Consider the following 18,464-nt stretch of genomic DNA (forward strand, 5'->3'; position numbering starts at 1 on the left):
TGCGAAAGGGGACGTCCACGCCCTCGCGGCGGGACATCAACGAACTTAATCCCCACCACTGACAACGCCGTCGATCGTCCCCTGGCCGATGGTGCGGGTGAGGAGGTGGAGGGGCGCGGCGCGGATGCCGGTCGCCTCCGCCGCTTCCCAGTAGGCCAGGCCGGTGGCCGCGTCGACCGGACCGCGGACGAGCGGCACACCGGCCCCCGACGCGTGGAGCAGGGACTCCAGTCGGCAGGACGCGATGGTGTCCGCCACCATCGGCTGCGCCAGGTAGCCGGCCACCGCGGCGGCCGGCAGCCCCTCGGCCACCTCCCGCCGGGCGGGCCCGGCGCTCAGCAGTCCGCCGCCGACGATCAGGACGTCCTTCGCCCGCTCCATCCGGGCGAAGGCGCGGGACGTGTCGAAGCAGTGCGGGAACGAGTCGTCGACCACCGTCGTCCCCGGTGCGAGACGGTCCACGTCCAGGAGTGCCCCGCCCCCGCTGACCGCCGCCACGATCAGGTGGGCCCCGTACACGGCGTCGGGCAGCCCCCGGTCGGTTTCGACCACCTCCACGACCTCGGCGAGACGGCGATCCAGGAGGTCTTCGGCCAGTTCCTTGAGGCGGGGCCCGCTGCCCGGTACGTCACAGAGCAGCAGCCGCGCGGGGGGCCGCCGGGCCAGGGTGAGCAGCAACTCCAGCGAGGAGCAGCCGATCGAGCCGAGCCCCACGAACGCGACGGTGAGGGAGTCCAGTTGCCGCCCCGTCGCGTCGAGAGCCGCGTGCACGGTCCTGACGACGGACACGACGGTCGCCGCATGACCGGTGGTGATGGCGGGGACGGCGGGAGCCGTGCCCGCCGCCGTGCCGACGACCCGCAGGACGTCGAAGCCGTAACCGGTGAGCGAGGGGATCATGCCCGCGAGGGACACGGCCCGCGCACCGAGGGACGAGGCCAGCTCCACCCCGCGCGTGGTGTGCCCGAGCAGAGCGTCGCCGGGGGCGAGTTCGTCGGCGAACAGCGGGACGCAGACGAAGCCGGAACGGCCCAGCGGCGTACGCAGCGTCTCCAGGAGCCGCGGCCGCTCGCCGGGGAACAGCAGGCTCCGCAACTCCTCGCGCGGCAGCGCCGCCTCCGGCAGGCCCGCCAGTCGGGAGAGGTCGGCCGGGGACGGCAGATAGCCGATGAGCGCGGCGTCCATCCGTTCGATGCGGTGGTCCCGGCCGGTCCGGTCCGGCTCGTCGAGGAGGCCGGTGAGGTCCGGCTTTTCGAGGCGGCCGTGGCTGGGCACGGCAGAGGCCGCCGCGTCCGCCAGGCCGTCACGTACGGTGTCCGCGAAGGCGACCAGCGCCTGGGGGGTGAACGCCGACGCCGCCGCGCGTACGGTGATCCGCAGCCGCCCGCCCTCCGGACCGGCGGCCAGGAACACATCCGTACCGGCCGGAGGCAGCGTGTACACGCTGTCGCCGTCGTCCCGGGTGACCGTCAGCGTCCTGCCGCTCTCCGGGCCCAGGGCGGAGAAGTCCAGATAGGTGAAGAAGAACTGGGAGGCCAGAGGCAGCCCGCTGGGCAGCGGCGGCACGGCCCCCTCGTACGTCCGCGCCTCGGCGGCCTCGGAAGCCAGACGCCGCAGATCGTCCTCGAAGCCTGCCTCGTCGGACCGCCCGTCCCCCGGACCTGCCGGCCGCAGGGGGACAGCCGTGGCGAAGGGGCCGAACACCCGGTGTGCGTCGGGCAGGGCGTGGTCCCGGCCGCTCACCGCGAGACCGAGCACCAGATCCGCCCGGCCGGTGGCCGCGGTGAGCGCCCGGTAGTAGGCGGTGAGCACGGCGGCGTGGAGGGTGGATCCGGTGCGCGCCGCGAGCCTGCGCAGCGCCGCCACCTGATCGGCGTCGACGGTGAACCCGTGCGTGTGGAAGAGCGGGTTCGCCGCGGCGCCCGGAGAAGTACGGGTGCTGGTAACGGCGGAGAGTACAGGCGGCCGGTAGGGCGCACTCAGCCGCGCCCATCGGTCGCCGCGAGCCGGGGCGGCGGAAGCGGGGGTTCCCGTGCGCTCCGCGAGTCGTACGGCGTGGTCGCGGAAAGTGCTGCGGAGCGGGGGCGGAACCGCTTCCTCGCCGTGGGGCAGGGCATCGTACACGGTCGTCAACTCCCGTACCAGGAGCGCCGCGCTGTAGCCGTCACCGATGATGTGGTGGGCGTGCGCCACCAGGACGTGCTCGTCCGGTGAGACGCTGAGCACCCGCAGGCGCAGCAGGGGCCAGGCCCAAGGCTCGAATCGGCGCGCCCGCTCGGCGGCGACCCGCTCCTCCACCTGGCCCGGCTCGGTGAGGGTCTCGAAGTCGACCGGCAGGCGCAGCGAGGACGGCAGCTCCTGCTGGACGGCGGGGCGCGCCCCGGCGGGGAAGACGGTGCGCAGCATCGGGTGGCGTTCGACGAGCGTGTCCACCGCGCGCTGGAAGCGGGCGGTGTCGAGGCGGCCGTGCAGCCGCAACCGGCTGAGCCAGGACGATGTCGCGCCCGGAGCGATGGCCTCGGCGAGGAGGAAGCCGCGCTGGGTGGGAGTGAGAGGGAAGGGCGGGGGAGCGACCCCCGGTTCGAGCGTCGCGGGGCGGCCGGCCACGTCGTCGCCTCCTCGGTCGAACGCGCCGGTCGAGGCGGCAGCGGGCTCGCCGGCGGCGGTGTCCACGGCTTCGTGAACGACGGCTTCAGCGGCGGCGTCCACGGCGGAGGCGAGGGCCGCGAGCGTGCGGTTGCGGTAGATGACGGTCGGCCGGGGCAGCGGCCCGCCCTGCTTCTCCAGCCGGGCGAACACCTCCAGCACGAGCAGGGAATCACCGCCCAGGGTGAAGAAGTCGTCCTCGCGGGACACGTCGTCGCATCGGAGCAGGGCGGACCAGATGGCGGCGAGCCGGATCTCGGTCGGCGTGCGGGGTGCTGTACGGGGTGGCGTCAGGGCGACGACCGTACGGGCGGCGGCGAATCCGGTGCCGCTGTCCGTGTCCGTGCTCGCCGTGGGCGGGACGGTCGCGGTTGCTTCCGGGAGGGCCGCCAGCGCACGACGGTCGATCTTGCCCGTGCCCGTGAGCGGCATCGTGTCGACACGGGTGATCCGCGACGGAAGCATGTATGCGGGCAGCGACGCGGCCAGATGTCGCCGCAGGGCCACGGCGTCCACCTCGGATGCCCCGGACGATCCGGCTGATGCGAATGGTTCGGATGATCCGGACCCGGGGGTCACGAAGGCGGTGAGGCGTCCGTCCTGGGCGAGGACGACGGCGTGGGTGACGTCGGGATGGGCCTGGAGGACTGCTTCGACCTCGCCCGGCTCGACCCGGTTGCCCCGGATCTTCACCTGATCGTCCAGCCGCCCGAGGAATTCCAGGGTGCCGTCCTCGGAACACCGCACCCGGTCGCCGCTGCGGTACCAGCGCCGCCCGCGCCACACCGTGAACGCGGCCTCGGTCAGGGCCGGTTCGCCGAGGTAGCCCGGGGTCAGGCCGATGCCGGAGATGAGGAGTTCGCCGGCCTCGCCGGGCCGCCGCGGCTCCCCGTCGGGACCGATGACCTCCACCTCCGTACCCGACACAGGGCGGCCGATGGGCAGCCGCCGCACCCGGTCGTCGGGCCGGTCGTGGATGATGTGGCAGCTCGTGTTGATGGTGGCCTCGGTGGGGCCGTACAGGTTGGCGATGCGCTGACCGTCGCCGAAGAGGTCGAACCAGCGGCGCACGTGGGCGGGTGACAGGGCCTCGCCGCCGACATGGATCCACCGCAGCGCCGACAGATCCGGCAGCGGTGCGCCGTTCCGTACCCGTTGCTCGGAGGCGCCGAGGAGTTGCTCCCAGAGCGTGGGGACGGAGCTCCATACGGTGATCCGGTGGCGTTCGACGTGGGTCAGCAGCCGGTCGGGATCGCGCAACAGGTCCCAGTCCACCGTGACCACGGTGGCGCCGACGAGCAGCGGCGCGAGGAGCTGGCGGACGGAGGCGTCGAAGCAGGGCGACGCGGTCTGGGCCAGCCGGTCGTGTTCGTCGTATCCGAAGGTGTCGATCGCCCAGTCGAGGTAGTTCTCCATCGACCGGTGGGTGATGGGCACGGCCTTGGGCCGGCCGGTGGACCCGGAAGTGAAGATCACGTACGCGATGCCGTCGGCCTCGGCGGTGGCGTAGGTGTCGGCGTCGGCCGGGCAGTCGGACGCGGGCACTCCGTTCCCGGAGCGGACGGAATCCGTCCGGAGCTTCGAAGCCGAAGCATCGACGGGCACCAGGGTGACATCGCCGAGCGTTTCCCCCACCGCCCGGGTCGCGGCGTGACAGAGCACCGTACGGGCCCCCGAGCGCGTGAGCTGGTCCACCAGGCGCGCGGTCGGGTGGCCTGCGTCCAGTGGAACCCACCCCGCCCCGGCGCGCAGTGCTGCGACGACCGAGACGACGGTGTCGGCACCGGGTTCGGTCAGGAGCCCGACGAGGCTTCCCGGCGTGACGCCACGCGCCAGGAGCGAGGCCGCGAGGGCTTGGGAGGCGCGGTCGAGTTCGGAGTACGTCAAGGTGGCGGCGCCTGTGTCGACGGCGACCGCGTCCGGTGTGGCCCGGAACCGCTCGACGAGTCGACGCACGAGTGTGGCGGACTCGGGACGGCCGGTTCCGGTTCGGGTTCCGCTTCCGGCTTCGCTCCGGGTTCGTGCTCGGGTTCCGCTTCCGGGATCTGTCCGGGTTCGGGTTCCGCTTCCGGGCTCGGTCCCGGCAGTGGCCGGACGCCGGGCGGGGGCGTCGGGCCGGGGCCCGGCCAGAGCGGCCAACTCGTCGCGGAATTCACGGTCCAGGCGGGCCACCGTCTCCGGGGCGAAGAGCCGGACGGGGAAGTTCCACGAGAAGCGCAGGACCGTCTCGTCCTGCCAGCACAGCAGGCTCAGGCGGGTCGCGGCGGTGGCCGTGCCGGCGGCGGACGGCCGCACGCTCACCGGACAACGCTCGTCCAGAGCGGCGGGGAAGCGCGAGAAGCTGAAGCCGGCCGGGCTCACCGTCCGGGGCCCGGTGCCGGGCGGGTCCGCCGGCAGTAGCCGGGCCAGATCCAGACTGGTGAGGCCGGCATGCTGCTCGCTCTCCAGCCAGATCCCTGCCAGCCGCTCGGCCAGGGCCTCCACCGACTCCTCCGGCTCGGTGGAGCACATCAGGGGAAGCGTGTCGGCGAGCGGCCCCACGAGCCGGTCCAGACCCGCCAGGCGGTCGTCCCGCCGCGCACGGGCGACGTTCACCGCGACGTCCCGCTGTCCGCTCCACCGGGCCAGACAGCGCACGTGCACCGCGAGCAGCAGGTGGAACAGGCTCACCCCGTGGCCCGTGGCCCGCTTCTCCAACTCGGCGGTCAGCGCCGCGTCGAGGGCACTTTGATGCGTGGTCAGGGGAGCTGCCGGAAGGTCCGACGGATCACCGTCGTACGGCAGGCACAGCGGACCGCCGCGGGAGGCCAGCCGCTCCGACCAGTACCGCCGGTCGGCGGCGAGATCCCTCACGCCGTCCGTGGAGGCGCGCTCGTCGTCGGCGGCGGCCGCGTACCGAGCGAAGTCGGTGCCGAGCGCGGGAAGCGCCGGGGTGTCCCCGTGGGCGAAGGCGGTGTAGAGCGACCAGAGTTCTCCGGCGAGGACGTTGAGGCTGTATCCGTCACCGGCCGCGTGGTGGATCACCAGTATCAGATGGGACAGCTCCGGACTCTCGCGGGCGAGGACCGCGCGCACGGGAGGTTCGGCGGACAGGTCGAACGGCCGGTTGCACAGGGCTGTTTCCAGCTCCTCGACGCGGCCGGGCAGCTCGCGGACCTCGTACCAGGCGGACAGGTCGGAGGGCGGAGCGACGTACTGCGCCGTCGCCGCCGAGCCGATCCCGTCCTCTGTTGTGCTGTCGGTGCTGTCGGTGCTGCCGATCCGGATTCGCAGCATGGTGTGCCGGTCGGCGAGCGCGGCGAGCGCCTGGCCCAGGAGCTGGGCGTCCAGGGGCCCCCGGACGGTCTGGCGGACGTAACCGCGGGCCGGCACGTCCGGGTGGAGGCGACTGCTGGTGTGCAGGGCCAGTTGGACGGGGGTGAGCGGGAAGGAGACCCCCTCCGGCACGGGGGGCGGACCGGGTGGGGCGGACTGCGGGGCGAGGGAAGGCGTGGTGTCGAGGTGCTCGGCCAGTTCGGCGACGGTCCGGTACTCGAAGAAGAGCGTGGCGGGCAGGTTCCTGCCCAGCTCCCGTTCGAGCCGGCGGACGAGGTCGACGGCGGCGAGCGAGTCGAGGCCGAGGTTCAGGAACGGCTCGTCGTCGGGGACGGTGCCGGCGGGCAGACGCAGCGCGGAGGCCAGGAGTCGCCGAAGCAACGCCGCGGTCTCGGCAGGGCGTTGATTCCCTTCGCGTGTCCGCGGGTTCATATCGGCGCCGGTGCGGGGCGCCTCGTCCGAGGTCGTCGAATCCGGTTCCGCTTCTGCTTCCGTTTCGGTTCCCGTGGCTTGCGCCATCGCGGTCGGGGACGCCACGGGCGCGGGCCGCGGGGACGGCGTCAGGTCGGCGAGCAGCAGCTGCGGTGCGTCGACGCCGCATGCCGTACGGAGCGCGGCCAGCGCGGAAGCGAGGTCGACCGGTCGGCTTCCGCCGCTCAGCACGCTGGGGGAGCCCTCTCCCGCCCCGGAGCCGAAGGCCGCTGCCATGCCCGTACCGGCCAGCGCCGTGAGGTTCACGGACTGCCAGGGCCTGCCCGCGTACCGTTCCGACGCGGCGAACGCGTCGAGGAAGGCGTTGGCGCCAGCGTAGTCGCCCAGGGCGCCCGCAAGGCCGGGCAGCACGGCGCTCACGGAGGAGAACGCGATGCGTACCGCCGGGTCGAGTCCGTGCCGGTGCAGGGCGAGCGAGAGCAGCAGACTGCCCCGCGTCTTCGCGGCCAAGGCGTCCGCCGTCTCCTCCGCGCGCCTGTTGCGCAGGGTGCCGGGTCGTACGACACCCGCGGCATGGAAGAGGGCGTCGAGGCGGGGCAGCCCGGTGAGGAGCGCATCGACATCCCGCTCCACCGAGACGTCGGCCACGCGGTAGTCGACGGTGGCGCCCAGCGAGCGGAGTTCCTCGGCCAGGCCCACCGGAAGCCCGGGGGAGCGCCCGGTGAGCACGAGGGTCGGGCGGCCCCGGCCGGCGAGGTCCCGGGCGAGCGCGGCGCCGATTCCGCCGGCGCCCCCGGTGGTGAGGAAGGTGCCGTCGGGCGGCAGCGGTGACCGTGTCGCCTCGGCCGGTGTCGTGGTGCCGCCCGTGAGCGGCGCGAAGCGGCGAGCGAGCCGACGTCCCGCGCGCCAGGCGACGGTGTCGGCGCTGCCCGGAGCGCTGCCGCCCGACTCCAGCTCGGTCACCACGGCCGTCAGATGCTGGGAGGGGGAGTCCAGCGAGCAGAGGTCCACGGCGGTGACCGAAGCACGCGGGGTCTCCTGCGGAAGAGCCAGCAGAAGTCCGCCGAGGACGGCATGGGCGGGCCGAGGTGCTTCCCGTACGGCACCCGTGGCATGCACGTCCTCGGTCACCACCAGCAGCCGGCCCGCATGGGTTTCGTCGAACCGTGCGAGGGCCTCGCCGAAGGCGGCCAGCGCGGCGTCCTGGGCCCGGCCGAGTGCGTCGACGGTGTTCTGGACGGGAGCGGGCCCGGCCACCAGGACCACGGCGTCCGGCCGCCCGTCGCCCGCTTCGTACCTGCGGATTCCCGCGGCGGCGAGCTGCGAGGCGAGCCGGTCGACGGACGCGGGGTCGGGTCCGGTCAGCAGCACCGAACGCACGGCCCCTGCCGCCCTTCCGGGCGGGGCGGCGTCCTCCCACCGGACCCGGTGCAGGAGCGGGCTCGCGGGCGGATCGGCCCAGTACCGGCTGCGCTGGAAGGGATAGGTGGGCAAGGGAATCCGATGGTGGCCCGCGTCGAGCGCGGCCCGGTCCAGCGGCACGCCGAGCGACCACAGCCGGCCGATCGTCTCCAGAAGGGTCCGGCGTCCGCCGTGACCGTCAACGGGCAGCGGTGCGGCATCTGTTCGGCCGGTGGAACGCCCCGGCAGGGCGCACACCACCGTGACGCCGGCACCGGACGCACCGGACGCACCGGACGTACCGGACGCGCCGGACGTACCAGACGTGCCGGATGCACCTGACGTACTGGACGCACCTGACGTACCGGAGGTGCCGGACGTACTGGAGGTGCCGTACGCGCCGGAGTCATCAAAAGCGCGAGCCACCGTCGCCGCCGCGCGGGCCGCACCCGACAGCGTCGCGCCGTGGCCGACCTCGACGAAGGTGTCGTACCCCTCCCGGGCGAGACGCTCCACGGCCGCCCCGAACAGCACCGGGCGCTCGGCATGGCCGCGCAGGTACTCCGGGTCGAGGACGGGTTGCCAATCGCCGGTGACGGTGCTCATCAGGGGGACGGACGGGGCCTGCGGAGTCAGCGCGTGGGCCGCGGCGGCGAGCCGGTCGGCGACCGGACGCATGAGCGGTGAGTGGAAGCCCCGCGAGACCCGGAGACGACGGGTGGGGATGCCCTGGGCGTCGAGGGCGAGTGTGGCGCGTTCCACGGCGGAGCCGCTTCCGGAGAGGACCTGGAGCCCGGGACCGTTGTACGCCGCCACGGCGAGGTCCCCTGCGGACTCCGCCACCGCAGTGGCGACCGCGTCCTCACCGCCGCGGACGGCGATCATCGCTCCGGGCTCGGTGAACGCGCCCATGAGACGGCCGCGTTCGGCCGCGAACCGCACCGCCTCCCGGAGGGTCAGCATCCCGCTGACACAGGCGGCTGTGATCTCCCCGACGCTGTGCCCGGCGACCGCGTCGGGCTCCACGCCCCAGGTACGCAGTTGGCGGGCGAGCGCCACTCCCGAGGCGACGAGGAGCGGCTGTGCCAGCTCGGTCACGGCCTGCGCGGCCGGATCCACCTCAGGGTCCAGCCCCCAGTCCCGCAGAGGCCGCCCGCACACGGGGCCCAGCAGCGCGGACGCCTCGTCGAACGTCTCCCGGAAGACTGAGGCCGTCCGGTACAACGCCCGGTCCTGGCCGGGGAACTGCGCGCCCTGTCCGGGGAACAGGAAGGCCACACGCGGCCGGGAACGGACCAGGCTGCCGACGCGCCCGCCTGCATCGCCCGTCGTCTCCGTTCCGCCCGTCGTCCCCGTACTGCCCGTCTTCCCCGCATCGCCCGTCGTCCCCGCATGGCCTGTCCCGGCGACGGCGGCGGCGAGCTGTTCCCGTAGATCACCGTCCGCGACGACGGCGAGCCGGTGGGGCCCCTCGTCCCGGGACGTGCTCGCGGTCCTGCAGACGTCGCCCTCGCGCAGCTGCGGACGACTTTCCAGATGCGCGGCGAGCCGGTCCGCCGCGTCCCGGAGTGCGCCCGCACTGTGCGCCGAGAGCGTCAGCAAATGAGGCCCTTCGACGGCGACTTCGCGCGCGATGGTCGACGACGGCGGGGGCGGGGCCTGTTCGAGTACGGCGTGGGCGTTGGTGCCGCCGAAGCCGAACGCGTTGATGCCCGCCACGCGGGGGCCGGTGGACGTCCAGTCCCGGGCCTCGGCCACCACGGAGAAGCCGGCGTGCACGAGGCCCGGCGCGGCCGGGGAGTGGTGCAGCGACGGCGGGAGCCTGCGGTGGCCCAGGGCCAGTACGACCTTCACCAGCGCGGGCAGCGCGGCGGCGTTCAGCAGATGCCCGATGTTCGTCTTCACCGAACCGAGCAACCGTGCCTCGCCATCAGGCCGTTCGGGAAAGGCGTGGGTCAGCGACCGCAGCTCGATCGGGTCTCCGACAGCCGTACCGGTTCCGTGGGCCTCCACGTAGGTCACCGCGGCGGGATCGATGCCGGCCGCCTCGTACGCCCGGCTGATGACCTCCCGCTGCCGCAACGGGTTGGGCGCCATGAGGCTCATCGACCGGCCGTCGTTGTTGACGGCCGTGCCCCGGACCAGTGCGAGCACCGGATCGTCCGCGAGCCGGGCCGCGTCGAGACGCGTCAGGACGATCGCCGCGCCGCCCTCGCCGGGTACGAAGCCGTCCGCGTCGGCGCTGAAGGCGCGGCTGCGTCCCGTGGGTGACAGCGCCTGTGCCTCTTCGAGCAGCCGATGCGGCATCGAGGTCAGATGGAGGTTGACCCCGCCGACGACGGCGAGGTCGCACTCGCCGTCCAGGAGGCTGCGCCGGGCCAGATGCAGGGCCACCAGACCCGACGAGCAGGCGGTGTCCACGGCGAGTGCGGGCCCGTCGAGGTCGAGGCTCTGCGAGACCCGGGCGGCGATGAGGGCGGGCAGGTTTCCGGTGAGGGCGGTGGGCAGCGGGGAGCCGTCGGCCGAGGCCCGGTCCAGGACCTCCCGGTAGCCGCTGTCCCCGACCGCCGCGAACACGCCGATCCTACGGCCGCGTCGGCGGGGCCCCGCGTATCCGGCGCGTTCGAGTGCCTCGTGCGCGAGTTCCAGGAAGAGCCGCGCCTGCGGATCGAGGGCGCGCGCCTCGTCCTCGCCGATGCCGAAGCAGCCGGCGTCGAAGGCGGCCGGGTCCTCCAGCAGCGCCGCCCAACGCTCCCGGGGAGCGGCCCGCCGGTCGCGGGGGCCTTCGTACCAACGCCCGTGCGGTACGGGGGTGACGGCGTCGTACCCGTCGATGAGCAGGTCCCAGAAGGCCTCGGGCGTATCGGCGCCGGGGAAGCGGCACGCCATCCCGATGACGGCCGCAGAGACGGAGGCGGAGGCACCGGTGGAGGTGGCCGTGGCGGGACCGGCCCGGTCCGCCCCGGCCGTCGCTCCGGTCCGTGGCGCGGGACTTCCCACGGCTTCCGGGGGCGACGCCGGACCGGGGGCCACCGTCAGAAGGTGACCGGCGAGGGCGGCCACCGTGCCGTGGTCGCGGATGACCGCGGGCGGCAGCGTCACACCGAAGGCGTCCTCCAAAGCCACCAGGACCTCCATCGCCTTGAGCGACGTACCTCCGAGGCTCCCGAACGGCTCGTGTGCTCCGATCGACTCGGCGGGCAGGCCCAGCACCCGCGCCCACACCTCCCGGACGGCCTCGACGATCTCCGCCCGGGCCCGGGGCGCCTCCGCCGCCGGCCGCTCACCGGTCCCGAACGCACCGGGCCCGACAGAACCGATCCCGGCAGTAACGGACCCGACAGAACCGGACCCGAACGCACCCGCCTCGAACCGCTCCCGCAGCCTCCGACGCTGCAGCTTGCCACTCGTCGTACGGGGGAACGCCCCCGGCGGCACGGCCAGCACCCGCACATCGTCGTGGAGCAGCGCCTCGCGCACCCGGGCCGCTACGCGTTCGAGTACCTGCGCCGCATCGCGCGGGGGCCGCGCCCAGGGGACGAACACCACGACCCGCTCCGCACCGGTGGCCGGGTCGGTCGAACCGACCACCGCCGGAGTACCGGAAGGCAGCCCCGGTGTCGCCGCCGCGACCGCTTCCATGTCCGTGGCGTGGAAGGTGCGGCCGTTGAGGAACAGCACGTCCTTGTGCCGCCCCGTGACGCACAGCCGACCGTCCCGCAGGAACCCGAGATCACCGGTGCGCAGCCACCCTTCGGCGAACATCTCGGCGCTCACACCGGGCAGGCCGTGGTAGCCACGGGCCAGTTGGGGGCCGCTCACCATGATGTGCCCGACGCGCCGGTCCCCGAGGACTTCGTCCGCGTCGTCGACGATGCGCACGGCGCAGCCCGCCACCGGTCGCCCGACATCCATCAACTCGAGGGCTTCCTCGCCCGGTTCGGCGTCCACCGCCACTCCGTCGCTCAACGAAGCCCGGTCCAGGACCAGCGGTTCGGCCACCTCCCCCGGCGGCGGGAAGGTCACCGCCAGCGTCGCCTCCGCCAGGCCGTAGACCGGCTGGGCGGCCGCCGGATCCAGCCCGGCCGGCCGCGTCTTGAGGGCGAAGTCACGCCACACCGCGGGCGCGATCGGCTCCGCCCCGACCAGGACCAGCCTGACGGCCGAGAGGTCGAGCTCGGCCAGGACCTCGTCGGGAACACGGCGTACGGCGAGTGCCAGGGCGAAGTTGGCCGCAGACAGCACCGTGGCCCGGTGCCGGGCCGCCACCTCGAACCAGACCCGGGGCCGCTTGGCGAACGACAGTGGACCGATCTTGACCTGCCTGGCCCGGGCGGCCAGCGGAGCGAGGTGCGTGCCGATGAGCCCCATGTCGTGGAAGTACGGCATCCAGCTGACCACCACGTCCTCGGCGCCGAGCGCCGCCCCGGCCCGTATCTGCTCCAGGTTGGCCAGGACCGCACCGTGCGTCACCTCCACCCCCTTGGGCGCGCCGGTGCTTCCCGAGGAGAACTGCACGAACGCGACGTCGTCGGGCCCGGGGGCGGCCGGTTCGCGCAACACCGGCCCCTCCCGCAGGGCGTCCAGAGCCAAGGCGCTTACACCGGAGGGGAGTTCACCGGCCAACGACGCGGTCGACGCGTCCACGACGACGGGGGGCCGTCCCAGGTGCTCCCAGACGGGCAGCACCCGACGGGAGTCCGGAGCCAGCGGAACCGGAACGAGACCGGCCGCCACCGCGCCCCAGAACATCGGCTGGAAGTCCTCGCTGCGGTCGGCGAGCAACGGCACACAGGTCCCGGGCGCGACGCCCGCCTCCCGGAAGCCGCCGGCCACCCGCAGGGAATCGTCCAGCAGCTCGCGCAGCGTGACCGTCAGCTCGCTTCCGTCGCCGCGGACATGCACGACGACCTGCCCGGGAGCCTCACGGACCGCGTCCAGCAGTACATCCAGCAGGGTCATGTCGTGCTCCACCGGTCCCTCGGTCCGTTCCTCGAAGAATGATCTTAAAAACGCGTGGGTCGCGGGGAATCAACCGCCGGGAGGAGACCGCGTGCACCCTGGGAGTGACCTGCTGGGGGGACGTTCTCACTCCCGGGCCGGACAACCGACGGCTAGCGTGGTGCTGGTGAAAGTGGGCACTGAAGAGACCCGGCTGATCGTCCTGCGCGGCAACAGCGCATCGGGTAAGTCGAGCGTCGCGTCCGGTCTCCGCGACAGGTTCGGCCGCGGACTGGCCCTGGTCGGGCAGGACAATCTCCGCCGCACCGTGCTGCGCGAACGCGACCGGCCGGGGGCGGCGAACATCGGCCTGATCGACCTGACGGCCCGCTACGCCCTGGACGCCGGCTACCACGTGGTGGTCGAAGGCATCCTCTACGCCGACCACTACAGCGACATGCTCGCCCGGCTGCGCGCCGACCACCGGGGCCCCACCCACGGGTACTACCTGGACGTCCCGTTCGCCGAGACCCTGGCCCGGCACGCCACCAAGCCGATCGCCGACGAGGTCGACGAGTACCAGCTACGGGACTGGTACCGCCCCCGCGATGTCCTGCCCGACGGCCTGGAGACGGTGATCGGCCCCGACAGCATCCTGGACGGGACCGTCGACCGCATCATGCTCGACACCGGCCTGGCCCGGCTGCCGCCGACCGACCGCTGAGGTCCCGGGTCCGGGCCGACCGCGGAGACCTGCCCGGTCGGTCAGGGGCCGTTCAAGGGCCGGACCGGACCGGGCAGGTCACCCACCGAAGCGCGCTCGCTTTCACACCGCCCGTTTACGCACCGCCCGTAATACGCGCCGCCCGTTTACGCGCCGGTCGGCGCGGCCTGCTGGACGACCTCGAAGGACCACACGGTGGACCCGCTGGCCGCCGGCTTGGGGCGCTCGCCGCTCCCGGCGTCGCCGCCGCCCTGATGGGCCGCCTTCATCGGCCCCTCCATCCACGCCTGGAAGGACGCCTCGTCACGCCAGCGTGTGTAGACGAGGTAGTCGTCCGTGCCCTCGACGGGCCGGAGCAGTTCGAACCATTCGAATCCGTCGGAGCTCTCCACGGCATGGGCGCGGGAAGCGAAGCGCTTCTCCAGCGTCTCGCGTTGTTCCTGGGGGACGGTCAGCACATTGATCTTGACTACGCTCATGGCACCATCCTGCCGTACGGCGCCCGGACGCCGTCGCTCACCCGTCGCTCACCCGTCGGTGTGCGCGGCGGCCGCGGGAAGCTCCACCGTGACGCGCAGCCCGCCCGCGGGGCCCGGGGCGAGGGTGAGCGTCCCGTCGTGTGCGCGGGTGATGGTCTCGACGATGGCCAGGCCGAGACCGACCCCCGTCCGGTGGGTACGCAGGCGTTCGGCGCCGCGCCGGAAGGGTTCGGTGAGCGTCGAGACCAGCTCGGGGGCGAGCTGCGCACCGGTGTTCTCGACCGCCAGGAGCACGGTCCCGGAGCGGACGCTCGTCGTGGCTCAGCTGGGATCCGTACGCGTGAACCCCAGAGCAGGGTTGTCGACGGGGCAGCGGGACGCCGGCGCGCAGTCGCGGGGCAAGCAGTCGCCGCCGAGAGGAACGAGCGCGTGGTGCTGCTCGGCGATCTGAACGGCACCCTGGACGACCGCGCGTACGCCGGCCTCATCTCGCGGCTGGAATCGGCGCACGAGGCGGCCGGGGACGGCTTCAGCTGGCCGGCCACGTTCCGCGATGGATGTAGTGAATGCGCTGCACGTGGTGAACTCCGTGAAGGGCCCCGGCACCTGTCCGAGAGCGCCCGCACCGACGCGAAATCGACCTGCCCACCGGGCGCCGACCCGGCAGGATGCTCTCCGTGAACCACCTCCTGTGCGGGCTCGCCGCGAACGTGAACCTGCCGTCCCCCCTGGTCGACCGGCTGATCGCCGTCGCCGACGCCGAGGTCGCCCACCACCTCGCCGACAGGGCCGTCCTCAGCCACGCCCAGGCCGTCGCCCTGGCCGCGCGCGTCGAGGAGAGCGCGGTGCAGCTCGCGTACGGGGGACTACTGACGGCCGCGGATGTCGACCCCCTCGCCCGGCCCGACGTGGCCCTCGCCCTCCTCGACACGGGCGCGGGGCCCGCCGCGTGGGCGCGTCTCCTCGCGGCCGATCCGGTCGTCGGACACCGGGAGAAGCTGGCCGCCTGTCCGGACCTCCCGCCCGACGTGGTCGAGGCCCTGACGAAGGACACCGATATACGGGTCGTCGCGGAGATCGCCCAGTGGGCCCCCGCGCACGTGGCCGCCCGGCTCGCGGCGCATCCGTACGCCGAGGTGCGCCGCGCGGCAGCGGCCAACGAAGCGACGCCCCCGTCCGCACTGGGAGCCCTGGTGAGCGGCGACGGGCTGCCCGCCGCGCTGCACTGCCTGGTCTGTGACAGGGAGACACCGCCGTTCGCCCACGATCCGCACTGCCCCCGCCTCGACTGCGACCTGCGGCCGGGAGCCTCCTGCGACGGCACGCACACCTCCACGACGCACGACCTGCTCCAGGCGGCGCTCCTCAACCCCGCCACCCCCGCCGAAGCCGTCGTCGGCTTCGTCGACCACCCGTCGCTGCTGCTGCGATGGGCGCTCGCGGCACGCCGGGATCTGCCCTCCGAGGTGTACGAGGCCCTCGCCGCCGACCCCAACCCCGGGGTCCGTGCCGACCTGGCCGAGAACCCCGCGATCGGCGACACACTGATCCGCGCGCTCGCCGACGACGACTGCCACGAGGTACGGCGCGGGCTGGCACACCACCCGGACGTCCCGCTCGACGTGCTCGTCCGCCTGGCCGCCGGTACGAGGATCGGGGCCACCCTGCCGCCGCGGACAGCCTCCGCTTCCCCCGTCGAGGTCGAGGCGCTGGCCGGGTCACCGAACGCGGCCGCGCGGACGCTCGTGGCGCAACGACGCGACCTCCCCGCCGGGATCCGCGACGCCCTGGCCGCCGACCCCGACGCCAAGGTGGTCAAGTCCATCGCCCCGCACCCCGGGTTCACGGAGCCGCAACTCCGCACCATGGCCGCCCGGCACGGCGTCCAGGTCATCGCGTCGATCGCGGCCAACCCCGATGCGACGCCCGCGCTGCTGGCCGAGCTGGCCCGGCACCGGCCCCCCGCACGGAAGGCGCTCCGGGCGATCGCCCGGCACCCCAACGCCACGGCCCCGGCGCTCCTCGCCTGCCTGGAGGACGACGAGGCGCGCGTCGAGGCCGCCGGGCACCCGGCGCTTCCGCCGGAGGCCATCACGGCCCTCGTGAGGGGGAGCGACGAACGGTCGGCCGAAGCGGCCGCCGCCAACCCCTCCCTGCCGCACACGGTGATGACGGATCTCCTGCCTCCCGCGCCCGTTCGCGCGGCGGGATCCGGCGGCTTCGTACGTCCCACCGGGCCTCGCCCTCCCCGTGGGCGGGACGGGCGCACGCGCTAAGCTGCGGACTCGCCACGGGGGAAGTCCGGTCGAAATCCGGCGCTGACCCGCAACGGTAGGCGGAGCCCCCGGTTCCGTGAGCCCGATCACCCGCGGCACAGAAGGCTCCTGACCATTCGCCGTGGACTGCGAAAAGGGCGCTGCGCGGGACGGCCGCCGTCCGGGGCCGCTCCTCCTCGCGCGACGCACGGCCCGAGGCGAAAGCGACCTGCCCGTGGCCACGTCTCTCGACCGCATACCCGCCAAGCCGGCGCGCCCCTCGCGCGTCGGCACCGGCCCGGCTCCACCTCGCCGCGTACCCCTGCCGCTCCTCCTCGCCGCCCTCTGCCTCGCCCTGCCCGTCTCGCTCGTCTGCGGAGCGGCACTCGGGGCGTCGGGGATCTCCTGGGCGGAGGTCCTGCGCTACCTCTGGGCGGGGCTGACCGGCGGAGCCATCCGCGCCGACGAGGTCCCGGCCTACACCATCGTCTGGGAACTGCGCCTGCCACGCGCCGTACTGGCCGCCGTCGTCGGGGCGGGCCTGTCGGCCATCGGCGTCGCCGTCCAGGCCATGGTGCGCAACGCGCTCGCCGACCCGTTCGTGCTGGGCATCTCCTCGGGTGCGGCGGTCGGCGCCAACGCCGTGCTCATCTTCGGGGCCCTGGGAGCGCTCGGCATCTGGGCCCTGTCCACGGCGGCGTTCCTCTCCGCGCTCCTCGCCATGCTCCTCGTGTACGCGGTCGCCCGCACCGAACGCGGACTGACCCCGCTCCGGCTCGTCCTGACGGGGACCGCGATGTACTACGGCTTCTCCGCCGTCACCACCTTCATGGTGTTCGCGGCCGAGCGCGGGGAAGCGGCCCGCTCCGCGATGATGTGGCTCCTCGGCAGCCTGAGCGGGGCCAACTGGGCCGCCGTGCCGATCGCCGCCGGAGCGGTGCTCGGCGGACTCGCCCACCTCGGCTGGTCGGCGCGGCGCCTGAACGCCCTCGCCATGGGCGACGAGACCGCCGCCGCACTCGGGGTCGATCCCGGGAGACTGCGCAAGGAACTCTTCCTCGTCTCCGCCGCCGTCACCGGGGCGGTCGTCGCGGTCAGCGGAGCGATCGGTTTCGTCGGCCTGATGGTTCCGCACGCCGTACGGATGCTCGTCGGCGCGGACCACCGCAGACTCCTGGCCGTCGCACCGCTCGCGGGAGCCGTCCTGCTGATCTGGGTCGACATCCTCTCGCGCCTGGTGCTGGCGCCGGCCGAACTGCCGGTGGGCGTTCTCACCGCGGTCATCGGCGTTCCCTGCTTCATCCTCCTCATGCGCCGGCGCTCCTACTCCTTCGGAGGCATCTGATGCGGATCGACATCGAAGCGCTCAGCGTCGACATCGCCGGCGCACGCCTGGTGGACGAGGTCACCCTGGGCGCGGCCGACGGACAGCTCGTCGGCCTGGTCGGCCCCAACGGCAGTGGGAAATCCACCCTGCTGCGCTGCGTCTACCGCGCTCTGCGCCCGTCCGCCGGAGCCGTCAGGATCGGCGGCGAGGACCTCCACACCCTCTCCACCCGGGCAGGCGCCCGCCTGCTGGCCGCGCTTCCGCAGGACGCGGCCGCCGAATTCGACTTCACCGTCGCCGAGATCGTCGCCATGGGGCGCCTGCCGCACCAGGGGCCGGTGGCCCGGACGACCGACGAGGACCGCCGCCTCTGCGACGAGGCCCTGGAAGGGGTCGGGGCGGGGCACCTGGCCGAACGCGGATTCCTCACGCTCTCCGGCGGTGAGCGGCAGCGCGTCCTGATCGCCCGCGCGCTCGCCCAGCAGCCCCGGGTCCTGGTGCTCGACGAGCCCACCAACCACCTGGACATCGCCCACCAGCTCGAAGTCCTCGCCCTGGTCCGCGGCAGCGGCCTCACCGTGCTGACCGCGCTGCACGACCTGAACCTGGCAGCCCTGCACTGCGACCTCGTCCACGTCATCGACAGCGGCCGGATCGTCGCCTCCGGGCCCCCGCACGACGTCCTGACCCCCGCGCTGCTGGCCGACGTCTTCGGCGTACGGGCGCACCGCGTCGCGCACCCCGAGACCGGTGCGCTCCAACTGCTCTTCGACCTTCTCCCTGCCCGCCCCGCTCTCTGAGGAGCGTAGGCCCCCAGTCCCCACGCCCTGCGGCCCGCCCGCCCCCCCCGCCCCGCCGCCCGCCCCCAGGGCCGCTGGCTCATGGGTACGGGCGTGGCATCCGCGACGTACCCCGTCCTCGTCTCCCGGTCCACCGCGAGCGCC

At 73.7% G+C, this 18,464-nt stretch carries 6 protein-coding genes and 2 pseudogenes; 5 read left to right on the plus strand and 3 right to left on the minus strand.

The window, feature by feature from the left end; all coding sequences use genetic code 11:
- Window positions 1–45: 45 nt before the first annotated feature.
- Window positions 46–12,756 (minus strand): non-ribosomal peptide synthetase/type I polyketide synthase, encoded by a 12,711-nt coding sequence (locus tag JS521_RS14315; RefSeq protein ID WP_239487267.1) that lies wholly within the window; start codon window positions 12,754–12,756, stop codon window positions 46–48.
- Window positions 12,757–12,913: 157 nt separating this feature from the next.
- On the opposite strand from JS521_RS14315, the gene JS521_RS14320 reads away from it, so the two are divergent.
- A complete protein-coding gene (locus JS521_RS14320; protein WP_205083362.1) occupies window positions 12,914–13,459 on the plus strand; it encodes an AAA family ATPase in 546 nt (181 codons plus the stop codon).
- Window positions 13,460–13,605: 146 nt separating this feature from the next.
- Here JS521_RS14320 and JS521_RS14325 read toward each other — a convergent pair whose 3' ends face one another.
- Together JS521_RS14325 and JS521_RS14330 are read right to left on the minus strand one after the other, a co-directional pair.
- A complete protein-coding gene (locus JS521_RS14325; RefSeq protein ID WP_205083363.1) occupies window positions 13,606–13,938 on the minus strand; it encodes an antibiotic biosynthesis monooxygenase family protein in 333 nt (110 codons plus the stop codon).
- 48 nt (window positions 13,939–13,986) lie between these two features.
- Window positions 13,987–14,256, minus strand: a pseudogene (locus JS521_RS14330) (sensor histidine kinase); the annotation flags it as partial.
- On the opposite strand from JS521_RS14330, the pseudogene JS521_RS14335 reads away from it, so the two are divergent.
- The 4 genes and pseudogenes from JS521_RS14335 to JS521_RS14350 form a co-directional block, all read left to right on the plus strand.
- Window positions 14,255–14,487: pseudogene (locus tag JS521_RS14335) on the plus strand (hypothetical protein); the annotation flags it as partial. The pseudogenes JS521_RS14330 and JS521_RS14335 sit on opposite strands and share 2 nt — an antisense overlap.
- 128 nt (window positions 14,488–14,615) lie before the next feature.
- Window positions 14,616–16,214, plus strand: coding sequence for a hypothetical protein (locus JS521_RS14340; protein ID WP_307847875.1), 1,599 nt, complete (start codon window positions 14,616–14,618; stop codon window positions 16,212–16,214).
- Window positions 16,215–16,428: 214 nt separating this feature from the next.
- Complete coding sequence (locus JS521_RS14345; protein ID WP_205083364.1) at window positions 16,429–17,538, plus strand: FecCD family ABC transporter permease; 1,110 nt, start codon at window positions 16,429–16,431, stop codon at window positions 17,536–17,538.
- Entirely contained in the window at window positions 17,538–18,320 is a 783-nt protein-coding gene (locus JS521_RS14350; RefSeq protein ID WP_205083365.1) for an ABC transporter ATP-binding protein, read from the plus strand. The genes JS521_RS14345 and JS521_RS14350 overlap by 1 nt, the downstream gene beginning before the upstream one ends.
- Window positions 18,321–18,464 lie beyond the last annotated feature (144 nt).

Origin of the sequence: Streptomyces durocortorensis (assembly GCF_016901035.1) — a bacterium.
GTDB classification, from domain to species: Bacteria; Actinomycetota; Actinomycetes; order Streptomycetales; family Streptomycetaceae; genus Streptomyces; species Streptomyces durocortorensis.

Excerpts from the sequence above, each read along its gene's own strand:
- JS521_RS14350 (WP_205083365.1), top strand. The coding sequence starts at position 17,538 with ATGCGGATCGACATCGAAGCGCTCAGCGTCGACATCGCCGGCGCACGC.
- JS521_RS14315 (WP_239487267.1), bottom strand. The coding sequence starts at position 12,756 with ATGACCCTGCTGGATGTACTGCTGGACGCGGTCCGTGAGGCTCCCGGG.
- JS521_RS14325 (WP_205083363.1), bottom strand. The coding sequence starts at position 13,938 with ATGAGCGTAGTCAAGATCAATGTGCTGACCGTCCCCCAGGAACAACGC.